We start from the raw sequence: 22,826 nt of genomic DNA on the forward strand, positions 1-22,826 counted from the left end.
CAGAAAAAACAAAGATACTATGATAAATCATGTAGATAGGAGCGATCAGAATGGAAAATACTGTTTCCAAAAGAAAACTTGGAAACTTCTTTATGATTTGAAGGAAAGGGAGGCTTAAAAAGCTAAGTACTCTTGGTAAAAATAAAAGGATTAGTGATAGATATAATAATTTGATATAAAGTGGATCATAGATCTGCGATTTGAAAAATTCATACTCTTCGGGTAACATGGAGTAGTTAAGGTATTTATTATCTTCGAGATAATTCCATAAACTGAGAAAAATATAACACATCCAAATGGGAGAGTTGAGATAAGATAAAATTCCATTTAAAATATGAATTCTACTAATGAAGGGAATTTTTTTCCCAAATAAAAACCAAAAATGTTGGAGGTTTCCTTGGCACCATCTTTGGTCTCGTTTTAGCACATCGATAATGTTGGGTGGGTTTTCTTCGTAACTTCCATCAAGTTCGTAGGCACATAAAACATCATAGCCGGCTTTTCGCATCAGAGCGGCTTCCACTGTATCATGACTCAAAATTTTCCCACCAAGGCCTCCATATTCAGGAAGGTGGGGGAGGGCGCAGTGTTCCATAAATGGTTTTACTCTGAGGATAGCGTTGTGTCCCCAGTAACCAGAAGAATTGATTTGCCAAAACCCTGCTCCTTTTAAGAAAAATGGACTGAATAAATAGGAAGAAAATTCGGTTAGTTTTTGGAAGAGAGTCGTGGAATTGAAAATTCTTGTACTGGATTGGATGATCCCAGCAGATGGATTTTTTTCCATATTGGCAATCAACTGAAGGATGAGTTCGCCTGAGACCAAACTATCAGCATCAAGAATCACCATATACTTATATTTTTTCCCCCACCTCCTGCAAAAGTCTGCAATGTTTCCACTTTTGCCGTTTAAATTACTTTTTCTCCTTCTGTAATGGAAGTTGTGGTAATTGTTTGTTGACTCACATAACTCTATATAGGCGGCTTCTTCTTTGATCCATTTTTCAGGAGTTCTTGTGTCACTTAAGATGAAAAAATCGAGTTTAGGTAGTTTGTGAATTTTTTCTGTAGATTCGAAGATCACTTTGATTCTAGAAAAAATCGAAATTTCGTTTTCTTCGTAAACTGGCATTACAATGGCAACAGGAATCGAGGTGAGTGAGTTTAAGTCTAATTCATCTTTTGGAATTCGTTTCGCTTTTAGGAGTGGGTCTCCATTTTTTCTTAAGGAAAGTAAAAACCCGAAAAGTGAGGTACTCGCCCCATAAGACAACATTGGCAAAAGAAAGATCAGTGTGATAAACTGATAGTATTCGGTGATCTCAATCCCTCGAAAGGAAATGATATCAATGAATAAACTAAAACCCCAAATGACAGGAGTGATGAATACAAGGAAAAATAAACTGCGGTGGATTTGAATCATAACAACCTAAAGATAATGATGTAGTAGAGGATACTCCAAAGAAAGATGGAAGCGATGATGAATAACGGCTTTAAAGAACCAACAATGGATTGTTTGGTTTTTTGTGTGTCACGTTTCCATTCGGCAGACTGAGGAATCATAGATCCAAATTGCCAAGATCGGTCTGGAAGAGGAAGGGAAGGGATTTTTACTAGATCTTTGGTTTCTAAATGATTTTGCCAATGTTGCCAATCTGACGCAAATGAAAAGTTAAGACTCGTAGATTTAAAAAATTCGTTGAGTATCTCGGCAATCATATATTCGTTATGAACCCCACTTAGAATTAAGTAGGAACGAAATCTTTCGCTCAATTCTTCTAGGTATTCTGTTTTATTTGGATAGTCCATCGCGATAGATCCAAGTTTCAGTGATTCTTTGGTTTTCGTTTTCTAAGAAAACAGTCCAATTTGATTCTTCTTCAGAACTAGGATACCAGATTTGCAAACGCCACTGGTCTAACTCTGTTATTTTTTCAATTTTGTATCTGATTTCTTCGGTTGGGATTTTGTCATTTTGGATGACGGCTTTTAAAATTGTTTTTCGATCTAATGATTTTAAGTGATCACCAGTAAAGTACAGGGTGAACATTTTTTCTTTCGGAAAAACGGGATCCACCCCTCTGTAATAGGCAGATGCTTTCCCTAATGTGTGGTGTTTGGGTGATCTTTCGGTATAATGAAGTGTATATAAAAATTCGAAACCTTCATTGAGATTGGGGGGAATGGCTGGTTCCCAAAACGTTGTGACATTGTCGTCAGAATCTAAATTGGTTGTGAACTCTAATAGGTATAAATTTCCTTTACCCCAATCTCCTTTTGGTTCTACCCAAAGACTAGGCCTTAAATGGTATTTGAGTTTTTCATCTTGGTAGCTTTTAAACTTACGATCTCTTTGGATGAGTCCATACCCTTTTGGAGAGTCGAGCGGAATTCTTGTTAGTTGGGTTTTTTTAGGATTGATGAGAGGTCTCCATTCCCAATCTTCAGATTTGTTTTGAATGAGTAGTCCATCAGAGTCGTGTACTTCTGGGTGGATATTTCCTAAGATGGGGCTGTCGGATTCTCCGTATAAGTACATAGAGGTGATTGGTGCAAAACCAAGGCGTTTGATTTTTTTGCGAAGATAGATTTTGGCTCGGACATCAACCGTAGTAATTTCCCCTGGGTTCACAATGAACTCATAAGCACCAACAACAGATTCACCATTCATGATGGCATAAATAGTAATGGCAGTATCATTTTTCTGAGGTCGTTTGATATAAAAACTTTCAAAGATTGGAAACTCTTCTCTGTCTTTTGGTCCTGTGTTGATGGCAAGGCCCCTGCCAGATAAACCATAAACTTGATCTTTAGAGAGTGCTCTGAAGTAAGATGCACCTTGGAAAACTAAGAATTCTTCTAAAGCTTCTTTTTGATTGATTGGGTAATGTACACGAAACCCAGTGTAACGAAGTTTTTTAGAGAGTTCCGAGAATTCATCAGAAAGTGGCAAATCTCCAAAATTAAAACGAGAAGCATCATAAGGAATTTCTACAGGTTTTTCACCGATTACTTCATAAATTTGAATTCCATTACTGTAAATATGTCCTGGATGGAAAAAATGCAATTGGTAGGGAAGAGCCAGATTTTTCCAAATGGCAACATCTGGTTTGTATTCGATTTGTCTATAGGCATCGTAACTAATTCCGTCAAGTCCAGGGATCTTAAATTCAGGTGTTGGGGCGAATTTAGACTTTAGTTTTTGTTTTGCAATTGCATCTGTGGTTTGAAAGTCAAAGATTTCGTTGGAAGTAGATATGGCCATGAGAGCTGCAATTTTGGTTAAACTTAGATCATTTTTACGAATGATGATTACGACACACAATACCAAGGCAATGAGTGCAAGATATATGTTCAGTTTCTTCATAGAGGTAAGGATAATTCTGCAATCTCCAAGGTCACGTAAATAAACTGGTGTGGTATTTTTGTCTCACTAAACATGGATTAAGCAAGAACCAGCAATTTTTCTATTGCATATTTCGATCACTTCTATACGGTTCCCTCATCTTATGAAACTTGTTTCTGTAAAATTCTTCCTTTTGTTAATGGTCGCCTTATCCCTGCAATGTTTTAGTTCCAATAAAGCTGATAAAATTCTTGGCGAGTCTGTCATCACTGCAAACAAACCTCAAACTTTCAAAAAAATTGCCCCACTAACTGCTAACTCCTTTGGGTCTAGGAAAAACCTCTGGGAGAATGGATGGGCAGTCATTCCATCCGGTAAAAAAACTATGGATTTAGCTTTCGAAAATGGTGCGATTAGCGGTCGTGTGGCCAAAGCTATGGTTCTAGTGCATATGAAAAAACGGAGTGAAGAATATCCGGGAAAATTAGGTGAAACCATGCGTTCAGTTGCTTCTTGGACCAAAAGTGGGATTAAAGATTCCTCTAGTCGTACAGAAGATATTTATGATGCTGGCTGGCAACTCAGCAAAGCGGAATGGAAAGTTTCTAAAGATAGTTTTGAGGAAGCGGGTTCTCGATTTGTCCAAGGTTATATTTATATGGTTCCCAGGATGGAGACTGATGTGAAGTTAATGTCAGCTTCTTTGGATGAATTAAAAGTAGATTATGATCGGAAAAATTCTAAATATAACGATCTGTTTGATACAACGATCAAACAGAATTCAAAAAATATAGTTTCTGCTTGGGGTGATTCTTTTTCTAAAGCTTCTGATGAGTTTACAAAAAATTATGAGGAATCTGGAGATCGAGGAAATTCTCTTTTGGCTCTTGTAGATATTTTCAAAGGATATACTGTCGCCATTAAAGAAGTGATGGTGGCACCAATCTCCAAAACTGTACCCAATGCTGGCGAAATTCTTGTGGTGAATGGTGCTTATGTGCCTCTTTCCAAAACTATGAACTTTTCTTCTCGGGCCTTGATTTCAACGGGTCTTATTTTCTTTTATGCAACTAAGTCTGGTTATCGGGTAATATCGCCAACTTTGGAAGCGGGACTTTTTAGTTCGATAGGAATTTTATCTGCGGCATCGACAGTCCCTACTTATACAACAGGAACAACCTTGGCTGCATTCAACCAAGTCACATCGGTTGCCGGGGCAACTACAGGAGGTGCAATTGGTGCCGTTGGAGGGACTACATATGACACTGGTGCTTACGCAACGGGATTGGTTTATGATTTATCAAAGGGGACTGCGGAAGCGGGTGTGTATGCAATGAGCTCCGGTTTGGTTTTGGGTTATGGAGCAATGACCGCGCTTCCTTCCCAGTTGGTATTGGCCTCAGTTGAAGGTTCTATCTTGATTACCTATGATGGTCCACGCGTTGTGATTGCTATGGTAAAAGGTAATTATGTTTCTGATGATGTACCTACAGGTACTGTGATTAATTTAGAAGAGGCAAAGAAAGCAGGCAAAGTAAAAATCTTAACAGATGATCCAAAGATTATCAAGAAAGTACTAGATGCTGAAATTGAAGAACAATCAAAACGTGCAAATAAAAAGGTCTCTGAAAAATAATGAATCCAAAAGTATATAAAACTGTTCTCGTTTCATTCTCTCTTTTTGTATTTTTGGTTCAATGCTCTGGTTCCGATAAAAAACAAGAGGACCCATTAAAGAATACCAAAAAGTTAGCGATTGAAGGTCATACTTCCCTATATTATCAAGGCGCCCTTCCGGTAAAAGGGACAAGTATCAAGTTCATTCCTCCTTTTGAAGAGGCTCCCATCCATTTTATGGGTCAAAGATTTGGCTTGGCTGGGGATGAGTTCTCTCGTTCCGTTTTAAAAGCACGTGAATCGGTTGTTATCGTTAAAGACGGAACTAAAATGAGTTGGTCTGTCGCAGGGAAGTTGAATGCAAAAGGAGATGCCGCTGTTCAATATCTAAATGAAAACGCCACCAAACCAGGATTATTTATCATGTATGCATCCGTTGCCGAATCCTATGGATTAGTAGGAACATCGCTTGATCGAGGTAAGGAAACTCATGAGGCGGTTGTGAAGAACTCGGAACTCATTCGGAAGGAATGGGATGATTGGGCAAATATGCAACTCAATCAAAAAGAAGCGGTAGATCATTCTCCTTCCACCACAAAAAGATTCAACCAATACAAACAAGAATACCAAAAAGTATTTGAATCCACGGTTCTTGGATATGTGGATTTAGATGATGCATTAAAATCTTCTTACGATGAATCATTTGATGATATAAAGTCTAAAAGTTGGCTTCGTAGATTTTCTGAGATTGAAGAATTTCGTTCATCGGTTTCCGGAAAGTTGTTCGGGAGTTGGAAGGAAACCATCTTTACTTTTGGGCAAGACACTTCTAAAGAAATGGGTCGTGCGAAAGCGGATTTAGAATCCATTGCAGACGGGGAAGGGGTTCCGTTGGCTTTATTGAAAGCATTCTCAAGAACTGCAAAAGCCGTATTTTATGATGGACTCATCAAACCAATTGGAAAAATAACTGTTTTCTCAGTCGGCTATGTAAGTTGGAACGGAATCATTTATCCCTCGGCTGTAATCACTAACGCTGCAGGAACAGGCCTTTATTGTCTAGTAGAGACATTTACACTAGCGGGGAAAGGTGTGGTGTACATCACTGCACCTAGTGTTGAACTCGCATTAGGTGCACTATTGAATAGCACCGAAGTGATTTTAAATGAATCAGTTCAATCGATGGAAAAGGGTGCAAAAGTCACTTCTGCTGTTGCCAGAAAAACATCTGCATACTCGGTCAAATCAGCTGCTGTTGTTACTGAGTCGTCTGGAAAATACGTCTTGGCTCCTATGAGTCTAGTGGGTGTGACTTCTGGACAAACAATCCTCGGTGGAGGTCTTGCTGTCGCCGGTACTGTTACAGGGGCATCGGTTGCGGGTGCTTCTGCAACAACGCAAGCAGTGACTTACACTTCCACAAAACTGGCAGCAGGAACCGTTGGGGTTGCAGGGACTGCAGCTAGTTTTGGAACGGGAACCTCCTATGGAATTTACCAGTTAACAAAAGCAGTTGGTGTTCCCAGTGGGATCGTCATTGGATCAGGAGTGGTACTAAGTTATGAATTTATTGCTCATATGTCTGCTCATTCGGTGCTTGCTGTTGCTGATTGCACATACTTAGTGCTTTCCCTCGAAGGAGGCAAGTGGGTTGTCTACGGCGTAAAAGATGGATCGAAAAAGGCTTCTCGCCTGCTAACAGGTGCTGTGGTGGATTTAGATCAAATCCGTAAAGAAGGAGGAACTGTAGTAAAAGTTCCGCTAGAAGAAGGCGAAGTTGAAAAAATACTAGGTAAAAAAAAGAAAAAGTAAAAGTATTGGAGAATGGAAGAAGGTAAAAAAATCCTTATCATAGAAGACTCTGAATTACAGAGGAAACTTCTCAATCGTTGGATTTCCAACCATGGATATATTCCATTGGAAGCCGTGAATCTTTCTGAAGCAAGAGAGATCATCATCAAAGACCAAATTGATGTGGTTCTTTTGGATTGGGAATTACCCGACGGATCTGGGATTGAGCTTATATCGGAAATTTTTTCTTCTTCTCCGGTGGGTTGGCTTCCCGTCATTATGGTGACGGGTCATACAGAACCCGAAAATCTAAAACTTGCGATAGAAGCAGGTGCCACTGATTACATTACAAAACCAGCCAAAGAAATTGAACTTCTTGCAAGAATTTTTAGCGCTTTACGAATGAAATCTTTACATGACCAATTGCGAGAAACTTCGATTCGCGATGTAATGACTGGGCTTTATAACCGTCGTTATATGGAAGAGCGAATAGATCAAGAGTTCCAAAGATGCAAGAGGCACAAACACAATCTTTCTTTGGCGATGATTGATATTGACTTTTTCAAAAAAATTAATGATACTTATGGACATGAAACCGGTGATATCGTTTTGAAAAGAATCGCTTCTGAATTAAAAACATCTCTCCGTAAGTCTGATATTATCTCTAGATTTGGTGGTGAGGAATTTGTAATTGTATTTCCAGAAACTGGACTTGCTGATGCAGCACGGGTTCTTGACAAAATTAGAGAAATGGTTTCTGGTTTGGAATTAAACTCAGAAGCTGGACAAAATTTTAAGATATCTTTCAGTGGTGGAGTTGCCGGTGGAGATATCAGCCAGATCGAAAACCCAGTTGAACTTCTTCGAACAGCGGATAAACTTTTGTATGAGGCGAAGTCCTCCGGTCGGAACCGAATTATAAGTTAAATCATTACATTGGATATCAATCATTCTTTTTATCAACTAACACCTGACTCAATCCTCAATGCAATTGAATCCTTGGGTTATGAAACGACTGGTCGTTTTTACCCGTTAAATAGTGTCGAAAATCGTGTTTATGATATAGAGACATCAAATTCCGGGAGAATTGTCGTTAAGTTCTACCGACCCGGTAAATGGAGTTACGAAGAAATACTCGAAGAACATAAATTCTTAAGTGAGTTATCTTTAGGCGAGATTCCAGTAATCACTCCGATTGAGATCAAAGGAAAAACTTTGTTTGAATGGTCGGGGATATACTTTGCCATTTGGCCTCTTCGGAATGGAAGGATTGTCGAAGAAATTGCGGGTAGAGATTTGGAAAGAGTAGGCGCTCTGATTGGCAGAATCCACTCTGTTGGGAAACGTTTGAGTTCTCTTCACAGACCAATGCTTGATATACCTTCTTACGGATTAAAATCTTTGAATTTTATTCTAGAGAATCATTTAATACCAAACAATAGTTTGGCAGAAAGATATAAAGCCACCGCACTCAGGTCTTTTGAAATTTTTGAATCACTTGTAAAAGAATATAAAATTCCATTCCAAAGGATTCATGGAGATTGCCACAAAGGGAATTTACTCATTTCACAAGATGGATTTAGTATTTTAGATTTCGATGATTTTCTTACGGGTCCAATTGTACAAGATTTTTGGATGTTGCTTCCGTTAGGTGAAGAAGACCAGAAATCTGATTTGTTTCAATTTCTGCAAGGATACACTATGTTTGCGGACTTTGACGAAAATTGGTTACAGTTGGTAGAACCTCTTCGTATTGTAAGATATGTTCATTATGCAGCTTGGATTGCGAAACGTTGGAAGGATCCTTCCTTCCCTTCATTATTTCCTCATTTTGGGACAGAAGAGTATTGGTTAAAAGAAACTTTGGATTTAGAATCTGCTAAAAAAGATTTAGAAGGTCATTCTTTTGACAAAAGTAATAATGTAGAAGATGCAGAACCTGAAATGACAAATAAAGATTTTTTCTGGGACTGGGAAAATTAAAAATTAACTCACATGTTTTATTCAATTAAATGTGACAAAGCAACTGCTAGTGCATGAGAAACATTTAATGAATCAATTTGGTTTTTCATAGGAATGTAGGCTAATAAGTCCGATAGTTTGAGTATTTCTTCTTCGATCCCATTTGCTTCGTTCCCTAACACCAAAACAAAATCATTTAATTTTCCTATTTCGTAGATGGATTTTGTTTTTGATAATAGGTGATCTCTGTCTTTTGGAAGAGAAAGTGAAATGATTTTTTTCCCTGATCCTTGTAGGTCAGAAATTCTTTCTTTTAGGTTTTGAATTTTAATCAATTGGATTTGAAAAAGAGATCCCATGGATACTCGCACACTTCTGCGTAGATAGGGAGAAGCCGATTTAGAATCGAATAGAATTGATTGGATTCCAAAAGCCGCTGCCGTACGAATAATGGATCCTATATTTTCGCTATCGACAATTGAATTTAAAAGTAGGGATGGTGTTTTGATTTCAGATAAGGAGGCCCATCGTTGGTAACCTAATGCCATAAAGCCCTGGTGCACAGAAAAACCAATTGTCTCTTCAAATACAGATTTTTCTGCAACAAAACATTTGTTAGTGTCGATTGACTTGGATTGAATTAGGTTTTTATGTTTTTCCCAATACCTAGGCATACAAAATACCGACTCTACTTGGAGGCTTGACTGAAGAAGGCGAACGGCTGTTTTTTCATGATCGGCAATGAAAGTATCAGAAGGGTCTTCTTTTGATTTGAGAAGTTGGTATGCGGTAAGCCTTGGGTCGAGCGGGGAGTGGATGATTTGCATTATGTCACATTGCCCGCGACGCCAGGGCCCCCGCCCTGAATTGGGTGGCGGAGGTGGGCTTGTGGGATTCCTAAAAAACCTCTAACACAAATTCCCCCATCTGGCAACCAAAGACTAAATCCCCTAAAAAATTCTCTCAAAAAGTTCATCTTAGTAAACATGATACAACGACTGAACAAATCCATTGGGAAATGATGAAGTCTCTAGGTGTTTCAATTTTATTTCTTTTGATAAGTTGGCAAATAGCGGGAGTCCCGAGCCAAGTAGAACTGGAATCAGAGTGATGGTGATGGAATCCATCATGGATTCTTTGATAAAGGATTGGATGAGTTTACCTCCGTCAACATAAGCCGATTTGATTTTTTCTTTTTCTAATTTAGAGTTTAATTCGTTTAAACTCCCATAAAATATTTGGATGGGGAACTGTGAATGATACTGATAGTCTGAATTACGAGTTAAAACATACACTGGAATCGAAGCAAAGGGATATGGTTCAAAGGTGAGAACCTGCTCAAAGGTAGTTCTACCCATGATGATACAATCAATGCTCTTCATAAAAGAAGAATACCCAAAATCGTTGTTTCCCAAGACATATTCTTCTGATGTTAGCCAGTCAATAGACCCATCTGTCCTGGCGATAAATCCATCTAGACTAGTTGCAATAAATGCTTTATATTTTATCATGGTGTAATTACTCTACAGCGTAGACATTTATTTCTACACTGTAGAGTTTTAAGATTTATGAAACAAAAAATTGTTCAAACAGCATTAAAAATTTGTGAAAAAGACGGATACGATTCTTTCAGTATGCGGAAATTAGCCACAAAATTGAATTTGGATCCAATGGCAGTGTATCACTATTTTGCGAGTAAGGAGGAATTAACAAAAGCAATCGTGGAGTTAATTTTCCATCGTTTTGAAAATAAAGCTATGTTTAATGCCAAGAATCCAAAGCAGGCGTTTCAAAAAATCTTGGTAGAATACTGGAATTTATTCATTGAATACCCTGGTTTGTCTTTGTATTTAATTAAAAATTCTTTCGAAGATTTTCCCTCTGTCGTTCTACTCAATGAGAAACTCCAAGACCTTTGGAATGCCTTTGGCCCAGGTAGGAATGTTGAAAAAAAACTAGATATCATTATTGATTTTGTCCATGGCAATGCACTCGCATTCTCTATGGCTCCGAGAAAGAATGGAAAAGGTGCAAAGACCAAACAAAACCAAAAACAATTTGAATCTTCATTACAGTATCTTTTGGGATACTTGAGTCAGTCCTAATCACCTAAGTTTAGTTTGATGAGAACTGCCCGTTCTCCATGGGAAATTCATAAATTTAATCTATGCTCCAAACCGCATTAGGGAAAGCTTTTCCCCTTTTGTTTCAAGAAGAATATGAGGTTTTTTCATTTGAGATACCATATCAGTCTAAAACTCTTAGATTTACAAATTTGGTGTTAGGATTTAATTCTGTGAATTGAAAATTGAAGTATTTCTGAATCTTAAGGTTTGATCTTTCTCAATCGATCCCGAGTATCGAAACTACTTTCGTTTTCGAAGAAAGTCCAGATACTATTTCTACATTACTTTTGGGTATTCGAAAGTGTTTTGCAAGTTGAACAATCAATTCCTCGTTTGCCTTCCCATCGACTGGTGGTGATTTCAACTTTGCAATGCATTCTGATTCGGATACAAACTCCAGGCCAGGTTTTTTATTATTAGGTTTTACTTTAATAGTTAATTTCATAAAAACTGGATAAGAATCCTTTCATCAAAGAATTGGTGACGGTTTTTTTGGCGCCTCGAATTTGTTAGGTGTCATAAATTTTCTATTGGCTCGATCCCGCTCTTCGCTTCAATCTTTCCCTTTGGGAAAGGATTTCCGCTGCGATCGGTGGCGCTGGGACAAAGACTAAGCAAGTTGCCCACAATGTAAACAATTTCTAGGGGTGTTTCCGTTCCCTATTTCCTTTTTAAATTAATTGTTAGGCGAAACGATATAGAATTCGACTTGCTGGACAGAAAGAAACTGTAATCATCTCATTGGATCAAAAAAATACCTCAGTAGATTTACTTAGGTAAAATCAGATCTTGAGGGTAGGATGTCGGTTCAAAAAAATCTTTTAGATATTCTTTGGGTGCTTGTTTGTTCAGGACTTGTATTGATGATGCAAGGTGGTTTTTTAGTTTTAGAGTCTGGATTAACTCGTGCTAAGAATTCAATTAATGTTGCCATTAAAAACATTGCCGACTTTGGAGTGGCTACCCTTTTATTTTATTTGTTTGGTTTTGGGATTATGTTTGGCACCTCTTTCTATGGTTTGTTTGGAACTGATCTTTTTTTGCCAGCTTTTCCAAAAGACAACGCTTGGCCTCCGACATTCTTTTTATTTCAGCTTATGTTTTGTGGGACTTCTTCCACGATTGTTTCTGGTGCTGTGGCAGAACGTTTAAAATTTCCATCCTATCTTTTAGCAACGGCACTTATTTCTGGAATCATCTATCCGATTGTTGGCCATTGGGTTTGGGGAGGTGCATTTCTCAACTCCTCTAGTGGTTGGTTGGAAGAGCTTGGATTCCATGATTTTGCTGGTTCTACACAGGTACATAGTGTTGGTGGTTGGGTTTCTTTGGCCCTACTTTTGGTTGTTGGTCCTAGGCTCGGTAGATTCAAAGATGGAGAAGCATCCAAAACGGTGACGGGAAGTAATCTCCCATTAGCAATGTTAGGTGGTATTATCCTTTGGTTTGGGTGGATGGGATTTAATGGCGGAAGTACATTGGCATTTAATGGTTCAGTTCCGATCGTTATTTTAAACACCATTATAGCATCTGGATTTTCGATGATGGTGGCATTATTTCTAACTTGGATAGTCAAAGGTTACCCTGAGGCGATCTCGCCATTAAACGGATCTTTGGCGGGACTTGTTGCCATTACTGCTAGTGCTAACTGTGTGGATCCAAAACAAGCTGCTATCATTGGTATGATTGCAGGTGGACTTACCATTCCTGCGGAAAAATTACTTTTAAGATGGAAAATTGACGATGCAGTAGGGGCGGTTCCCGTTCACCTAGTGGGCGGACTTTGGGGTACTCTTGCCGTAGGTATTTTTGGAGATATTGATTCCTTGGGAGCTACGAACGGAAGATGGGATTTCATTCTCATCCAGATCTTAGGTTCCATTGTTGTAGGCATTTTTTCATTTGGAGTTTCTTATATTGTTTTTAAGGGAATCAATCGAATTTATAGACTCAGAGTAGATGAAACAGAAGAGCGAATGGGTTTGAATATATCGGAACATAAGGCTACGACCGAACTCATCGATTTATTTCTATCAATGGATTACCAACACAAAACAGGGGATTTAACTCTAGATGTACCTGTCGAACCTTTCACTGAAGTGGGACAAATTGCCGAAAGATACAATTTGGTATTAGGTAAGGTTCGTTCTACCTTAAAAGAAAATGAAGATTCAAGAGTAGAAATTGCTAATGCATATGAGAAGGTAAGGAATGAACAGGAAAGGGCAGAGAAACTTTTATTAAATGTATTACCGAAAGCAATTGCTGAAGAATTGAAAGAAAAACAAGGATTAATCGCCAATAGTTATCCTGAAGTCTCAGTCATATTTGCTGATATTGTCGGTTTTACTCAGATTTCATCGGGAATGAAACCTGAGGCAGTCGTGCGTATTCTAAACGAAATATTTTCATACTTTGATGTGTTAGCTGAAAAGTATAAATTAGAAAAAATTAAAACCATTGGTGATGCATATATGGCTGTTGCAGGACTCCCAACTCCAGACCAATATCATTCTTTACTTGCTGCCCATATGGCCTGGGATATGAAATCATTACTAGCAAGGCTACGCCTTGGAAAAAGTGGACACAAACTCAGTATGAGGATTGGGATCAATACAGGTCCTGTTGTTGCTGGTGTGATTGGAACCAAAAAATTTATTTATGATATTTGGGGTGATGCTGTGAATTTAGCGTCAAGAATGGAATCACATGGGTTACCGAATGAAATCCAAATTACAGAATCTACTGCAAAATTGATTCAATCTGACTTTGAATTGGAAGAAAGGGGAGAAATTGACATTAAAGGAAAAGGAAAAATAAAAACTTTTCTCGTTAAACAAAGGATACGCGAACCAGAAGATAGTTTGCCTTACTTTCAATTTGCGATGTAGGGGGTTCGTATGAAAAATTGTCTTTGGTTGCAACTACAAAGGCAGTTTTTCATTCTGAATATCAGTTTTGAGCAGTCTCGAGTTTTTAGTTAAGAGATTTGTTTTAAGATCTTATCTACCCAGTTTCGATCCATCTTGATCAAACGGTTCTTTTTTAAATTTTCTTTGATTATCCATCGAATATGTTTGTTTTTTGATTTGATTATCTTTTCGAATGCAGATTTTCCCTCTGTTGGGAAAGGAACAATGGCAACACTCCAACAATAACCAAGTGTTTTTCTTAATGAATTCTGTTCTTCAGAAAGTTTATCTTTGGTTTCATCAAAAGTCATTGTGATTTCTTGGAGCACTTCTAGTAGACTCATCACTGCTGCCTTTTCTTTGAGAAGTTTTGGCTCACATAAGGCTGCGACAACTGCCCGTTTTTCTAGTTCGTTTCCTTGCATCCACTGTTTTAGATTCTGAATCATTTGTTTCGTATCATTTTCTATAATTTCCTGAATCCCGATCGCAACTGCTTCTCGAATCCTCCAACTGTTGTGAGATGCATACTTTCTGATTGTTGTAAGCGTAGACTTAATGTTATCTTTATGAAAAATACAGTAACCGACAATACCACACATAACAACGAATTCTTCTGGTGAGTTATGTAGGTCGTCCTTCGCAAAGGATAGACATTCCTTGATTTCCTTTTCTGTAGCAGTCTTAGAAAAAGAATATAAAAGTTCTAAATTGCCTCGTGGTCCCGGTAGGCGTGAATTTTTTAATAAGTTTTCAATCGATTTACTCATGTTTGTTGGTCATTGCGGATTTTATTGGATTAAAATGATTCGATTATGATAATCTTGTTAAAAACTTGACCGTGAATCAAACAGATAAACTGCCTTGAGTTTATATTTTTGCCTATTTGGGTAGGCTTTTGTATTGATTCTAAAAATTTGTATTTTTCAAGGTTGGATGTAAGGCCTTAATTTTATTAAAGAGAAGAAGGTATATTTTATTGTTAAATAATTAGTCATATAAGACTTTTAGATATGTATATTTGACATAAAAAGTCGTATATGACATAATATAAAGCATTGTATAAAATGCCATATATGATAAATAATGACTTGAAAATTAGTCAATTAATCATATAATACTACTTATAGTGAGTTGGTCAGGCGATAATTTATACTTAATTCTTGAGAAAATAGGATCCTCTTTGAAAGGAAGGCGCGTCCAGATGGAACTTTCACAAGAAGAGTTATCGGAAAAAAGCGGTGTGTCTCTGTCTTCTATTGCTCGCTTAGAAACGGGGAAGGGGAATATTTCTTTACTCAACTTACTTGCTATCCTGAAAGAATTGGATTTGTTAAACGAATTTCAGATGACCTTTCGCGATCCTAGTCTTTCCCTATCGCTTCTAGCGAAATCGAAATCAAAAAAATTGAGACAAAGAGTTAGAAAAACAGGTAAAATACTGCCTAACAAAAAAAAGGATTGGAGTTGGGGAAACCAAAGTGAATGAACCAGTAACCTTAGCGAAGGTATATCTTTGGGGTAGTCTTGTTGGTTATGTTTCTTGGAACGAAGAAGGAAGGTTTGCAGCCTTTGAATATGATAACGAATTTTTAAATGCACCGGTTGAACCTTCTCCTATTTTAATGCCTAAAAGTCGTAATGTTTATTCTTTTCGTAATCTCAATATAGAAACATACAAAGGCCTTCCTGGGATGCTCGCCGATTCTCTTCCAGATAAGTTCGGGAATGCCCTTATTGATGTTTGGCTTTCTACAAAGGGCAGGGATACCAAATCATTTAACCCAGTAGAGAGGTTATGTTATATTGGTGAACGCGGAATGGGAGCCTTGGAATTTAAACCTGCTACTTATAAACTAAGATCCAAAGATGTTCCTATTGAAATTGCTGAGATGGTTAAACTGGCATCTGATATTTTAACGAACCGAAAAAAATTTACATCAAAGTTGGAATTATCAAATCAGAAGAAACTGAAGGAGTCTTTGGCGAGTTTACTGGCGATTGGAACATCGGCAGGTGGAGCAAGGGCAAAATGCATCATTGCATATAATGAAAAAACAGGAGAGGTTCGTTCTGGCCAAGTCAAAACTACAGAAGAGTTTTCCTATTGGATCCTAAAGTTAGATGGAATTCAAAATAATAAAGATAAAGAACTAAAAGATCCTAAAGGATTCGGTTCGATCGAATATGCTTATTACCTCATGGCCTTAGACTGTGGAATTCATATGATGGAATCAAAACTATTGGAAGAAAATGGAAGACATCATTTTATGACTAAACGATTTGATCGAAACTTAGGTGGTGGGAAATTGCATATGCAATCACTTTGTGCAATTGCTCATTATGATTTTAATATGGCAGGTGCTTATAGTTATGAACAAGTATTTGACATTATCCGCAAAACGATTCCCGAAAATACAAGGGCAACACTCGAACAACAATTCAAAAGAGCCATATTTAACATCATTTCGCGCAACCAAGATGATCACACAAAAAACATTGCCTTTTTAATGGATCAAAATGGTAAGTGGAGTTTATCACCTGCATTTGATATGACTTATAGTTACAACCCCAATGGTCAATGGACGAGTCGCCATCAAATGAGTATCAATGGAAAACGAGAAAAATTTACCTTTGAGGACTTGGTTGAGTTTGGTAAAAAAGCAGATCTTAAAAAAAACCAAATCAAATCTATCGTTGAAGAAATTAAAGAAAGAGTTTCGGATTGGAAAGGATATGCGAACAAAGCAAATGTTCATCCATCCTTTCAGAAGGAAATCCAAAAAAATCTAAACCTATCAATTTAGATAAAGATCGTTTTTAAGAAATTACTTTCAATCAATAGATTCTGAAAGCAAAACGCAATGCTGGACCTTTTGCAAATAACTATGCGAGATTAGATCCAACTTCCGAGAATGTATATTATGTCGCATAACGTGTGCTAGTTTTTTGAGTGTACTCATACATCCTTTACAGTTTTGTCTTGATACATACTTTACAAAAAGATGCACTAAAATCCTGATTTAGGTTGGACGTCTCAAGAACTTATGTTTGTCGGTAGAAACTCTTCCTACTTTATCTTTTGTTGTTTTTTCAAAAGAAATTCTAACTGTGTCTAGTTGGCCAAGTCGCCTAGCATAGGCATAATGAGGGTTTTTCAGTAAGGCTGACTCTAGGGCTTCCGACAACATTTGGGTTTCTATCAATGGTTTTTCCAGATGAATCACTAGTTCGTAGAAGGCTTTTTCTTCTCTGAGATTCCCTCTAAGGAAAGCTTTATTCTCCAAAAAGCCAAACTTGGCAAATAATGGTTCCATCTCTCGTCGAAGAAAACTTTCATTTATTTTTTCTCCTACGAGATCGGAAACATCGTCATTTCTTCCCAGAAATTTTAATTCGGGGATTTCTCCTATTTTTGAAATCATTTGAAATCTATCACCAATTCGATACCGATAAAAGCCTCCGCCTGTCGTTAATAGAACTTCATACTCACTTCCTTCTACGAGTTCGCTGGGAAGAAAAACATTACCTTGTGAGTCCATAAATTCAAAAAAATGAGATGTATATGCTAACATGTGCTTTGGATTTACTTGATTCGTATAAACTGGAATTGTAATTGTTCCTTCTGTAGCAAAAACACCTTTTGATTCAAAGCTAACGTCTGGAAGTATTGTTTTTAATTTTAAATAAGGTTTTTCGGCAAAAGAGTCAGTCCATAGGCTGAATCTTTTTAAATTGGGCCAAACTTTAAGCCAAGGTTTACTATCATAAAGATAAGTTTTTAGTTTATTTGCCCTTTTGAAATTTTTTACTTTTAAGGAAGAAAGATATGATTTCCATCTTGTGTTTTCATATTCGGAAATGGTTCCATTTTCTAAGTCCCAGATTAGTTTGTCCTTATCTTTCAAAATTCTCTCTAAAATAGATAGAAAATAACTGGGGTTCCAAATGGATACAAATGATAAATTTTCTGTTGCTAATAACCTTAGACAGGTAACATACATTACAAAATCGGTATCTGGTATCTTACTCAACCATTCTGGTACAATAAGAAGTGTTTTTGCAAAAATTCGTTCTATAGGTTTTAAATAATCACCATCTTTATCAAATCCTATAGAGATTTTTCCATTTTCGGATTCTGGAAAACCAGAGGGAGATACAGAAAAATAAAACTGACCGTCCATAATTTCGGGATGACTAGAAAATAATCCATAAATCCATACACTGATGGAATGCGAAAATTCTTGTGACAATTGATCGGTGAATGGAATATACTTCAGTGCTCCTGAACTCCCACTACTCAAACCCAGTCTTCTAATTTTCGAGTCTGTTAGTATTGATTTTTCCCCATTTAGAATAGACTCAATATATGGTTTATAATCAGAATATTCTGATATTGGTATATTTTCTTGGAAATTCTTAATATCCCATAAAGGGCTCATGGAATATCTTTTACCGATCAAACTTTTTTCTCCTAAACTTAGAATTTTCTTTAATATCTGAGTTTGGATGGAAGAAACATTGTTTTGATTCTTTAGAAAATCGTTAAATGCATTTTTGCAGTTAAATTTCCAAAGCTGAGAGGCAATTCTATGATACATTTTGATCCGAGATTAGATATCGATAAATAAAAGGAATAATGTTAGATTTGTCGAATTTTGCCAAACAAACCATCTCATCTCCTTGGTGATAATTGGGGTTATGTTCTCCAAAGAACTTGATATATGAATCTTTCGTCTTTGCAATGTAATTTTTATCAGATGCAACGTCCCTTATTGTTTGTAAATTTCTACTCCTTCTCAGAATTCCTTTGTCAGAATGATAGTCTGATCCAAAAGTTTGAATGGCAATATACTCTCTTAATTCTTTTAGTTCAGTATTATTTGTGTTTGGGTTAGGAATAAAATCCTTAAAAAATACGGACAGGTATCTGTAGGTACGAAATCCTTTAGATGTCAATAGCCAGTATAAGGGGGTTTGATCTTGCGAAATTCTTAACATATACCGACCCCAATGAATGGGAATAGACAAACTACCTCGAAATTCTTTTGCCAATACGGTGTCACCAGAATAGGATACTTGAATTTTTTTCTTTTTCCATTCGATCGAATCCAGCTTTAAACTTGTAAATCCATGAATTGTTTTATCTTTTGAAAACAGAAAAATCTTTGTTTTAGTATATAAATCATTATAAAATGTATCTGTCTCTACTCCTATATAGTTTTTTTCCATAAGTAGAAACATTTGTCTAATTTGAAGATCACTTAGTTCCTTTGGAGAAACAATCCTACAGTCTAAGTTCAAAGCAGTCCTGCCTCCCATTCACTGAATCCACCATCCGGGACGATGAAATTGGAATCATCTCCTCTCCAACTAACAAAATATCCACGACTTTCAATTTTCCAAGCAGGAATATTTTTTAGGAAAGGGAACTTCGGGTCTTTTTTTGCAATTGTAAAACAAATGTATGTATTTGGGAAAGTCAGTCTTGTTTGTTGGAAAATTTTTTTAAGTATTATAGGAAAAAGATGAATTTGAGATTCTTTGATTTTTAATTGAGTTAAGAATATATATGATAAGCTTAAGCCCGGTTTGGGCAAACATGGCATCTTGTTTAGGTTTGCCCAAAAATTATAAACATATCGAAGTATTCTCCATTGTCCTTGATAACCGAGAACCTTCCATTGTTTCCACTCTTTTTGATCCCAAAGAGCAAAGCTTGCTATTAATTCTTCCTTTGAGTAAATTAAATATTTCGAAAATCCCTTCTCTTCATAAATCGAATCAGGTATTTCTGGAAAAAGAAAGCTGCTTCTTTTGATCTCTTCGATGAGATCTGCTCCAGTAGAATTTGATAACTTCTGAATTTGGAGAGTGGTTTCCTCTTTTAGAACTCCTGGTAACCATACAAATGTAGTTAGATGGTCTATAAACTGGTATTTTGGAAGTCCAGCTCTCCCTGATTCCAAAATTTGTATCGCAGTTTTATTTTCTGATTGGATGGTCGTAAGATATCCTTTGCAGTTAGATCTTTCGTGTAATTCTTTTAATTTTAGATACCCTCGGGCAAGTGCAATTCCTGACCTATATTTTTTTAAAAGTCTAAGTCCACTCAAATAACCTAAACGTATTTTTTCTCCAAATAGAAAGTAAGATAATTCTGTTCGATGACCGATTCCTACGATTTCATTAGTAATGTTATCTTTCCCTATAATAATATCAGTATTTAATCCTTCTTTTGAAAGGGATTCGAAGTAAGAAGGGGAACGATCTAATGCAAGTTTTAAACCACCATCGGAGGGGAAGGAGTTGCTAAAGTTTATGAGATCTTTGTCATCTAACTTTATTGCCTTAAGGATTTTTACTGAGGGCATTTATTGGTTCCTTTACTTTTAAAAGTTCACCTTGAAATGAAAGATCACCTAGTGGATATAAATCTCTCAAAGATGCTTCTTTTCGCAAAAGTAAATTGATAAATAAGAATGCATGTAACATAAAAAAACTGCTAGAGTTCGTTTTCGAAAACATTCGTCTCCAAATGGAGGTGAATGAATAAAAAGATTTTCTAGCTTTCACACATTCTGTTCGAATTAGTTCAGGATCAAGAACCGTACGAAAGGGAACTTGACCATACCGATACTCGTCTGCCAACCACCATTTTCGGTAAAGGAGTTTTCCTTCTTCTTCTAATCGCTTGTATAAAGGAGTGCCTGGAAAAGGTGTTAGGTGGTTAAAGGCTGCCATAAATATTTTATGTTTAATGCAAAACTCAACAGCTTCGCGAAAAGAATCAATAGTATCATTTTCGTATCCAAAAATAAAAGTTGCATAAAGTCTGATTCCATATGCATTCATCTTTTTCACTGCTGCTTCGATTCCACCTTTAGTTCCGTTAAAGGATTTATTCATCTTTAATAGGTTTTCATGGTTCAACGATTCAAATCCAATGAGTACACCTTGGCATCCACTTTCTTTAAGAATCTGAAGCATTTCATCATCATGGGTCATGGTGATTGCAGCTTGACTCACCCAACGAATTTTTAAAGGGATAAGGGCTCGGTAAAATTCCTTTGCTTGCTTTGGATGAGAAACAATGTTGTCGTCTACAAAGAAGATTAATTTGCGTTTGTCGGAGATTGATCTGATTTCGTCTAAAATAGTTTGGATTTCTTTGCGGTTTTGTGTAGAATCGAAATAAGTTTGAATCACACAAAAATCACATTTAAAAGTACAACCTCTGGCAGCTTCAACAAGACCAATGGGTAAGTATCGTTTTCCACTCAAGATGGATCGATCAGGAATCACCTTACTAATGTCAGGACGTTTTTCGGACCGATAGACCCGCTTCAATTGACCTGATTCGAAATCATTGATTACATCTTTCCAGATAGACTCTGCTTCGCCAACAACAACTGTTTCTGCGTATTCAGCTACCTCATCAGGTACTAAAGTTGCGTGAAATCCTCCCATGACAACAGGGATATTGCGCCTTCTGTACTCCGTAGCAATTTGATACGCTCTCTTAGCAGTATAAGTTTCTATACTAATTGCCACTAAATCAGTAACTTCGTCAAAGGGAATTTCTTCCATTCGATCATCATAAAATTTAACATCGATATGTTTAGGAGTTAATCCTGCTAGATGAGCGGCTGGTAAAGATTCCATCTGCCAACCTTTGATATACTTTCTACCGGGTATGCGACCTATGCAGGGATGAATGATGGTTAACCTCAAACAATTCCTCCACGACAGGTATAGAATTTAGAAAGATTATTCGCATAATATCGATAAGCTGAGTTGGCAGCGAGTACAATTGGGAAAATGCTGGTGAAATTGCCTATTGCTCTTTTCCCAATGCCCTTTATAGAATAAACTTCTTTCCATACTCTTTCATGGCCAAATTGTAATTGGTCTGGGGTCATTTGTTTTGGTTGAAAAACAATGTGTTGTCCATCGTATTTACTCCAATCTCTATCAATAATCCGATTCTCTTTTTCCAGACGTTGGAATAAGGGAGTTCCTGGAAAGGGTGTTAGAATTGAAAAACGAGGAAGTCCTATTTTGTTTTCGATTACAAAGTCGCGAACTGCATCAAAGGTCGAAATGTCATCATCGTCATTGCCAAATACAAAAGTTCCATTGATGATAATTCCAACATTTCGTAATTTACGAATGAGTTCTGAATACCCATCGGGATCGTTAAAAGATTTTTTAGTAGATCTTAATGTTGTTTTTGAAATACTTTCGAATCCGATCAGAAGTCCTTTGCATCCGCTTCTCACTAAAAGTTCAAAAAGTTCATCATCTCTACCAATGAGAGTGGTCGATAGCCCAACCCAATAGATTTTCAAAGGGATTAAAGCCTTAAAAAGTTCCTTTGCATATTCCTTATCAGCAATTAAATTTAAATCGTAAAACAAAACTTGTTTTGCTTTTCTTTGTTTTATATCTTCAACTATATGTTCTATGGGTTTTTGGAATGGTCTTCTTCCCCAAGCAACAGGAACTACACAAAATTCGCAGTTATGAATGCAACCTCTTGTGGCCTCAAAAGTGTTAAGAGTTTTGTAACTTTTTTGGCGAAGAAGTTCTCGTTTGGGAAATGGAAGGTTCTCTTTCTTTTCTAGAGAAAAGGAAGCAGACATAACATAATGTTTTTTTAAGTTTTGATTTTGAAAGTCATATAAAAGTTCTGGCCAGGACTCCTCCGCATAACCAGTTACAATTGAATCCGCATGTTTTTTTGCTTCTTCCGCTAATAAAGTAACATGTGGACCACCTAATATAACTGTCTTTCCTTGGTTTCTAAACTTTTCTGCCAATTCATAACTTCTAGGGGCACTACCTGTGATGACGGTCATTCCAATGAGGTCAGCATCAATGTTTGCAGGAAGATCTTCTATCCCTTCATCGTATATTTTTACTTCTGCCCCCAACGTATTGGGAACCAAAGCAGCAAGGGTTGTTAGGGTAAGAGGAGCTGCACGAAGGTCCTTCCGAAAAATTCCTGTTCGGTGTCTATATAAAGGACCTTTGGGAGAAATCAGTGCGATTTTAAATGAGTGCAATGGG

At 37.0% G+C, this 22,826-nt stretch carries 20 protein-coding genes; 8 read left to right on the forward strand and 12 right to left on the reverse strand.

The annotated features are described in order from the left end of the window. The 3 genes from mdoH to CH361_RS18245 form a co-directional block, all read right to left on the reverse strand. Positions 1–1,423: glucans biosynthesis glucosyltransferase MdoH (gene mdoH / locus CH361_RS18235; protein WP_100792261.1), on the reverse strand; the 1,423-nt coding region annotated here is incomplete at its 3' end. Then, entirely contained in the window at positions 1,420–1,809 is a 390-nt protein-coding gene (locus CH361_RS18240) for a hypothetical protein (protein ID WP_100792262.1), read from the reverse strand. The genes mdoH and CH361_RS18240, both read right to left, overlap by 4 nt. Next, positions 1,793–3,367 carry an OpgD/OpgG family glucan biosynthesis protein gene (locus CH361_RS18245; protein ID WP_100792263.1) on the reverse strand — a complete coding sequence of 525 codons (1,575 nt, stop codon included), beginning with the start codon at positions 3,365–3,367 and terminating at the stop codon, positions 1,793–1,795. The genes CH361_RS18240 and CH361_RS18245 overlap by 17 nt, the downstream gene beginning before the upstream one ends. Positions 3,368–3,509: 142 nt before the next feature. Here CH361_RS18245 and CH361_RS18250 point away from each other — a divergent pair, with 142 nt between their 5' ends. The 4 genes from CH361_RS18250 to CH361_RS18265 are packed head-to-tail and all read left to right on the forward strand — an operon-like array spanning position 3,510 to position 8,737. After that, on the forward strand, positions 3,510–4,982 hold the full coding sequence (locus CH361_RS18250; protein WP_100792264.1) for a hypothetical protein: 1,473 nt from the start codon (positions 3,510–3,512) through the stop codon (positions 4,980–4,982). Further along, complete coding sequence (locus CH361_RS18255; RefSeq protein ID WP_100792265.1) at positions 4,982–6,775, forward strand: hypothetical protein; 1,794 nt, start codon at positions 4,982–4,984, stop codon at positions 6,773–6,775. Before CH361_RS18250 ends, CH361_RS18255 begins: the two co-directional genes overlap by 1 nt. Positions 6,776–6,787: 12 nt before the next feature. Next, positions 6,788–7,681, forward strand: a complete 894-nt coding sequence (gene dgcR / locus CH361_RS18260) for a diguanylate cyclase DgcR (RefSeq protein ID WP_100792266.1) — start codon at positions 6,788–6,790, stop codon at positions 7,679–7,681. Between the two features lie 9 nt (positions 7,682–7,690). Then, entirely contained in the window at positions 7,691–8,737 is a 1,047-nt protein-coding gene (locus CH361_RS18265; protein WP_100792267.1) for a serine/threonine protein kinase, read from the forward strand. 17 nt (positions 8,738–8,754) lie between these two features. Here CH361_RS18265 and CH361_RS18270 read toward each other — a convergent pair whose 3' ends face one another. Together CH361_RS18270 and CH361_RS18275 are read right to left on the reverse strand one after the other, a co-directional pair. Continuing rightward, entirely contained in the window at positions 8,755–9,543 is a 789-nt protein-coding gene (locus CH361_RS18270) for a TrmH family RNA methyltransferase (RefSeq protein WP_100792268.1), read from the reverse strand. A gap of 150 nt (positions 9,544–9,693) precedes the next feature. Then, positions 9,694–10,227, reverse strand: coding sequence for a dihydrofolate reductase family protein (locus tag CH361_RS18275; protein ID WP_100792269.1), 534 nt, complete (start codon positions 10,225–10,227; stop codon positions 9,694–9,696). A 57-nt stretch (positions 10,228–10,284) separates the two neighbouring features. On the opposite strand from CH361_RS18275, the gene CH361_RS18280 reads away from it, so the two are divergent. Further along, positions 10,285–10,821 carry a TetR/AcrR family transcriptional regulator gene (locus tag CH361_RS18280; RefSeq protein ID WP_100792270.1) on the forward strand — a complete coding sequence of 179 codons (537 nt, stop codon included), beginning with the start codon at positions 10,285–10,287 and terminating at the stop codon, positions 10,819–10,821. A 238-nt stretch (positions 10,822–11,059) separates the two neighbouring features. On the opposite strand, the gene CH361_RS18285 is transcribed toward CH361_RS18280, so the two are convergent. Continuing rightward, a complete protein-coding gene (locus CH361_RS18285; protein WP_100792271.1) occupies positions 11,060–11,287 on the reverse strand; it encodes a DUF167 domain-containing protein in 228 nt (75 codons plus the stop codon). Positions 11,288–11,642: 355 nt separating this feature from the next. On the opposite strand from CH361_RS18285, the gene amt reads away from it, so the two are divergent. Continuing rightward, on the forward strand, positions 11,643–13,733 hold the full coding sequence (gene amt, locus CH361_RS18290) for an ammonium transporter (protein ID WP_100792272.1): 2,091 nt from the start codon (positions 11,643–11,645) through the stop codon (positions 13,731–13,733). An 89-nt stretch (positions 13,734–13,822) separates the two neighbouring features. Here amt and CH361_RS18295 read toward each other — a convergent pair whose 3' ends face one another. Further along, a complete protein-coding gene (locus tag CH361_RS18295) occupies positions 13,823–14,524 on the reverse strand; it encodes a hypothetical protein (RefSeq protein WP_100792273.1) in 702 nt (233 codons plus the stop codon). A gap of 359 nt (positions 14,525–14,883) precedes the next feature. On the opposite strand from CH361_RS18295, the gene CH361_RS18300 reads away from it, so the two are divergent. After that, positions 14,884–15,243, forward strand: coding sequence for a helix-turn-helix domain-containing protein (locus tag CH361_RS18300; protein WP_279627944.1), 360 nt, complete (start codon positions 14,884–14,886; stop codon positions 15,241–15,243). Beyond that, a complete protein-coding gene (locus CH361_RS18305; protein WP_100792275.1) occupies positions 15,236–16,561 on the forward strand; it encodes a type II toxin-antitoxin system HipA family toxin in 1,326 nt (441 codons plus the stop codon). The genes CH361_RS18300 and CH361_RS18305 overlap by 8 nt, the downstream gene beginning before the upstream one ends. A 216-nt stretch (positions 16,562–16,777) precedes the next feature. Here CH361_RS18305 and CH361_RS18310 read toward each other — a convergent pair whose 3' ends face one another. The 5 genes from CH361_RS18310 to CH361_RS18330 all read right to left on the reverse strand — a co-directional run bounded on the left by CH361_RS18310 (position 16,778) and on the right by CH361_RS18330 (position 22,822). Next, positions 16,778–18,355: a GH3 family acyl-acid amido synthetase gene (locus CH361_RS18310; protein WP_100792276.1), complete on the reverse strand. Its 1,578-nt coding sequence runs from the start codon at positions 18,353–18,355 to the stop codon at positions 16,778–16,780. After that, entirely contained in the window at positions 18,345–19,058 is a 714-nt protein-coding gene (locus CH361_RS18315; RefSeq protein WP_100792277.1) for a hypothetical protein, read from the reverse strand. Before CH361_RS18315 ends, CH361_RS18310 begins: the two co-directional genes overlap by 11 nt. Then, positions 19,055–20,128, reverse strand: coding sequence for a hypothetical protein (locus tag CH361_RS18320; protein WP_100792278.1), 1,074 nt, complete (start codon positions 20,126–20,128; stop codon positions 19,055–19,057). The genes CH361_RS18315 and CH361_RS18320 overlap by 4 nt, the downstream gene beginning before the upstream one ends. Next, on the reverse strand, positions 20,106–21,419 hold the full coding sequence (locus tag CH361_RS18325) for a B12-binding domain-containing radical SAM protein (protein WP_100792279.1): 1,314 nt from the start codon (positions 21,417–21,419) through the stop codon (positions 20,106–20,108). The genes CH361_RS18320 and CH361_RS18325 overlap by 23 nt, the downstream gene beginning before the upstream one ends. Positions 21,420–21,484: 65 nt before the next feature. After that, a complete protein-coding gene (locus tag CH361_RS18330) occupies positions 21,485–22,822 on the reverse strand; it encodes a B12-binding domain-containing radical SAM protein (protein ID WP_100792312.1) in 1,338 nt (445 codons plus the stop codon). Positions 22,823–22,826 lie beyond the last annotated feature (4 nt).

It is taken from the genome of Leptospira brenneri, assembly GCF_002812125.1.
Taxonomy (GTDB): Bacteria; Spirochaetota; Leptospiria; order Leptospirales; family Leptospiraceae; genus Leptospira_A; species Leptospira_A brenneri.